At 75.4% G+C, this 3798-nt stretch carries 4 protein-coding genes; all 4 read left to right on the plus strand.

What is annotated here, in order from left to right; all coding sequences use genetic code 11:
• A partial coding sequence (locus tag E4F61_RS14055; RefSeq protein WP_133480232.1) for a pentapeptide repeat-containing protein occupies positions 1-348 on the plus strand: 348 nt, incomplete at its 5' end.
• 193 nt (positions 349-541) lie between these two features.
• Positions 542-955 carry a group III truncated hemoglobin gene (locus E4F61_RS14060; protein WP_133480129.1) on the plus strand — a complete coding sequence of 138 codons (414 nt, stop codon included), beginning with the start codon at positions 542-544 and terminating at the stop codon, positions 953-955.
• Between the two features lie 111 nt (positions 956-1066).
• On the plus strand, positions 1067-1723 hold the full coding sequence (locus tag E4F61_RS14065; RefSeq protein WP_133480233.1) for a carboxypeptidase regulatory-like domain-containing protein: 657 nt from the start codon (positions 1067-1069) through the stop codon (positions 1721-1723).
• Positions 1724-1726: 3 nt separating this feature from the next.
• Positions 1727-3798, plus strand: a 2072-nt coding sequence (locus E4F61_RS14070) for a putative bifunctional diguanylate cyclase/phosphodiesterase (protein ID WP_133480234.1), incomplete at its 3' end; no start/stop codon positions are given.

Raw genomic sequence — 3798 nt, forward strand, 5'->3', positions numbered from 1 at the left:
GCCACCAGCACGGTGTCGGGCGCGCGCCTGTCGGCCGGCGCCGCCGCGCCGCGCCGCGCGGGCAGCCTCAGCTACATCAACGCCGAGCTGGCGCGCGCGAACTTCGCGGGTCGCAACCTGTCGGGCGTCGCCTTCGTCAACGCCACGCTGCACGCGGCCAACTTCAGCCGCGCCGTGCTGGTGGGCGCCGACTTCACGAACGCCGAGCTCGACGGCGCGGACCTGCGCGGCGCCAACCTCCGCAGCGCCCGCTTGACCAATGCCAGCCTGTCGGACGCGCGCCTGGACGGCGCGATCTGGGTCGACGGCCGCACCTGCGGCGCGCGCTCGGTCGGCGGCTGCCGCTGAGCGACCCGGCGGGGCCGGCCGAGCCGTCGGCCCCGATGGCCGCATGCGGCCGTGACCCGATGCGCGGTCGATCGCGGTGGGCGTCGACCGCGCGCCATCGCATGCCCGCGCGTCCCCGCGTCCGGCTGACCCGCGTCAAGACGGCCGCGCCTCCCGCGCGCGACACTGTCGGCCCGCTGCCGTCCCGCCCGCCATGACCGACGCCACCCTCACCGAAGCCGACATCGCGCGCCTCGTCGACCGCTTCTACGAGCAGGTGCGCGTGCATCCCACGCTCGGCCCGGTGTTCAACCCGGCGGTGCACGACTGGGACGCGCACAAGGCGACGCTGGTCGACTTCTGGTCGTCGATCGAGCTCAAGACCGGGCGATACCGCGGCCAGCCGATGGCGCTGCACCGCCCGCATCCGATCGACGCCGCGCACTTCGCCGACTGGCTCGCGCTGTGGGAAAGCACGGCGCGCGACGCGCTCACGCCCGCGCAGGCCGAGCGCTTCATCGACCACGCGCGCCGCATCGCGCGCTCGCTGATGTACGGCCTGGGCCTGGACGGCACGCGCCGTCCGCTGGGCCTGCCGTTCGCCGGCGACGGCCGCCCGCGCGGCTGAGCCGGCGCCGGGGTTCAGGCCCACGCCGCCCGGCCGACAACGACCGCGACGCCGTGGCCCCGCGGTCGGCTAGGCTGCGGGCGGGGACGGCTGCGGGATTCGGGAGCGCGGATGCGGACCAAGACGAAGATGGCGGCGCTGCTGGCGCTGCTGGCGCTGCTCGCCGGGCCGGTGGGCGCGGCGGAGCTGGCGGTGGACGTGGCGGACCGCCAGGGCCGGCCGGTGGCCGACGCGGTGGTGAGCCTGCTGCGGCGCAACGGCACGGCCCCGCGCGCAGCCGCCGCGGGCACGCACGCGATCGACCAGAAGAACCTCACCTTCCTGCCCTACGTCGAGATCGCGCGGCCCGGCGACAGCGTCGCCTTTCGCAACAGCGACGGCACGCGCCACCACGTCTATTCGTTCTCGCCGGTGAAGCAGTTCGAGTACGTGGTGCCCGCCCACGCGGTCTCGCCGGCGGTCACGCTGCCGCGCGCCGGCGTCGTGGCGGTCGGCTGCAACATCCACGACGGCATGATCAGCTACCTCTACGTCACCGACGCGCCGTGGACCGCGCGCAGCGACGCCACCGGCCACGTTGTGTTCCGCGACCTGCCAGCCGGCGCCTACATCGTGCGCGTCTGGCATCCGCGGCTGCCGCCGGCCAAGCCCGACCTCGTGCAGGACGACGTGGTGCTGTCGGCGAACGATCGCCGCCGCCAGCCGTTCGCACTCGCCCTGCGGCCCGACCCGCGCTTCCAGTTCGATCGCGAGCGCACGCGGTACTGAGCGATGAGCTTCCGCCTCCGCCTTGCCGGGTTCTTCGTCGTGACGCTGATCGCCGTGCAGGCGCTCACCGCCGTGCTCGTCTACGGCATCACGCGGCATGCGCTGATCGCCGAAGGCCAGCGCCAGCTCGGCGTCGCCAGCGGCGCGTTCGCGCGCCAGCTCGACGATCTCTCCGGCCGCGTCGCCGCCAGCGTGCAGGTGCTCTCGCTCGACTTCGCGCTGCGCTCGGCGATCGCGCAGCGCGACCGCGACACGGTGCTCTCCGCGCTGAGCAACCACGGCCGGCGCGTCGGCGCCACGCAGATGCTGCTGGTCGGGCTCGACGGCCGCGTCGAGGCCGACACCGCCGCACGCCTGCCCGTCGGCGCCGCGTTCCCGTACGACGACCTCGTCGAGCATGCGCTGCAGCGGCCGGCGTCCGCGATCGTCGCCGGCGAGGGCGGCGCGCACTGGATGGTGGTAGTGCCGGTGTTCGCGCCCGACCTCGTCGGCTTCATCGCCGCCGCGGTGCCGGTGGACGATGCGCTGCTCGCGCGGTTGCAGGCGCAGTCGGCGCTGCCCAAGGACATCGTGCTGGCCACGCTCGAGCGCGGACGCTGGCGTGCGATCGCGCACGGCGGCGCGGGCGAGCTGGTCGACGCGGTGGCGCCACGCCTGGACACGCTGCCGCGCTCGCCGCGCGTGGTCGGCGTGGGCGCGCGCGAGTACGTGCTGCAGGCGGTGCCGATCGAACGCTCGCGCCGCAGCGCGCCGGTGGTCGCCCTGCTCGGTTATTCGGTGGACGCCGCGCTGCAGCCGTACCGCGGCGTCGCGCTCGCCTGGGGCGCGCTGCTGGGCCTGGGGTTGCTGGTCGGGCTCGCCGGCGCGTGGCTGATCGCGCGCGGCGTGTCGCGGCCGGTCGAACGGCTGGCCGCGTCGGCGCGGCGCATCGAGGCCGGCGACTACGCGCCGCTCGGGCTCGACGCGCGCGGCGACGAACTGGGCGCGCTCGCCACCGCCTTCGATGCGATGGCCGCGGCGATCCGCGAGCGCGAGGCGCGCATCCTGCACCAGGCCGCGCACGATCCCGTCACCGGCTTCGCCAACCGCGGCGCGGCCGAAGCGCGCATCCAGCAGCTCATCGACGCGACGCCCGAGCGCGAGGCGGCGTTGCTGATGGTCGGCTTCGAGCGCGCGGCCGACATCGTCAAGACGCTCGGCCATGCCGTCGGCGACCGCGTGATGCGCGACATCGGCCGACGCCTCGCCGCGCCGTCCACGGGCCTGCTCGCGCGCGCGACCGACGGCCAGTTCGCGATCTTCCTGCCGGCGGCGTCGCGCCAGGACGCGGTCGAGTGCGCGAGCCGCGTGCTCGACGCGCTCGCCGAGCCCTACCGCGAGGCCGACATCCGCCTCGACCTGGTGCCGGCGGTCGGCATCGCGCTCGCGCCGCTGCACGGCGTGGACGCCGCGGACCTGCTGCGCCGCGCGGACGTCGCGTTGATGGCCGCGTTCGGGGGCGGCGACGCGGTGGCGGTGTACGACGCCGCGACCGATCCGCACCGCCCCGAGCGCCTGTCGCTGATGGGCGATCTGCAGCGCGCGATCGAGCAGGACGCGCTGGCGCTGCATTACCAGCCGAAGCTGCGGCTGGCCGACGGCCGCGTCACCGGCGTCGAGGCGCTGGTGCGCTGGACGCATCCGCGGCTCGGCGCGATCGCGCCCGACGCGTTCATCGGCCTCGCCGAGCAGACCGGCCACATCCGCCGGCTCACGCGCTGGGTGCTCGCCGCCGGCATCGCGCAGGCGGCGCGCTGGCAGGCCGCCGGGCTCGACCTGCGCCTCTCGCTCAACATCTCCGCGCGCGACCTCGAGGACGCCTCGCTGCCGCGGCACGTCGCCGGGCTGCTCGCCGCGCACGGCGTGCCGGCCGCGTGCATCGTGCTGGAGATCACCGAAAGCGCACTGATGCGCGATCCGGACGCCGCGCTGCCGGTGCTGCATGCGCTGGCCGCGCACGGCATCGCGCTGTCGATTGACGACTTCGGCGTCGGCCAGTCCTCGTTCGCCTACCTGCGCCGGCTGCCGGTGAAGGA

Origin of the sequence: Cognatilysobacter segetis (genome assembly GCF_004359965.1) — a bacterium.
Classification (GTDB): Bacteria; Pseudomonadota; Gammaproteobacteria; order Xanthomonadales; family Xanthomonadaceae; genus Cognatilysobacter; species Cognatilysobacter segetis.

What these genes read in the sequence shown, in the direction of transcription:
- E4F61_RS14060 (WP_133480129.1), top strand. Translation starts at nt 542, where the DNA reads ATGACCGACGCCACCCTCACCGAAGCCGACATCGCGCGCCTCGTCGAC.
- E4F61_RS14065 (WP_133480233.1), top strand. Translation starts at nt 1,067, where the DNA reads ATGCGGACCAAGACGAAGATGGCGGCGCTGCTGGCGCTGCTGGCGCTG.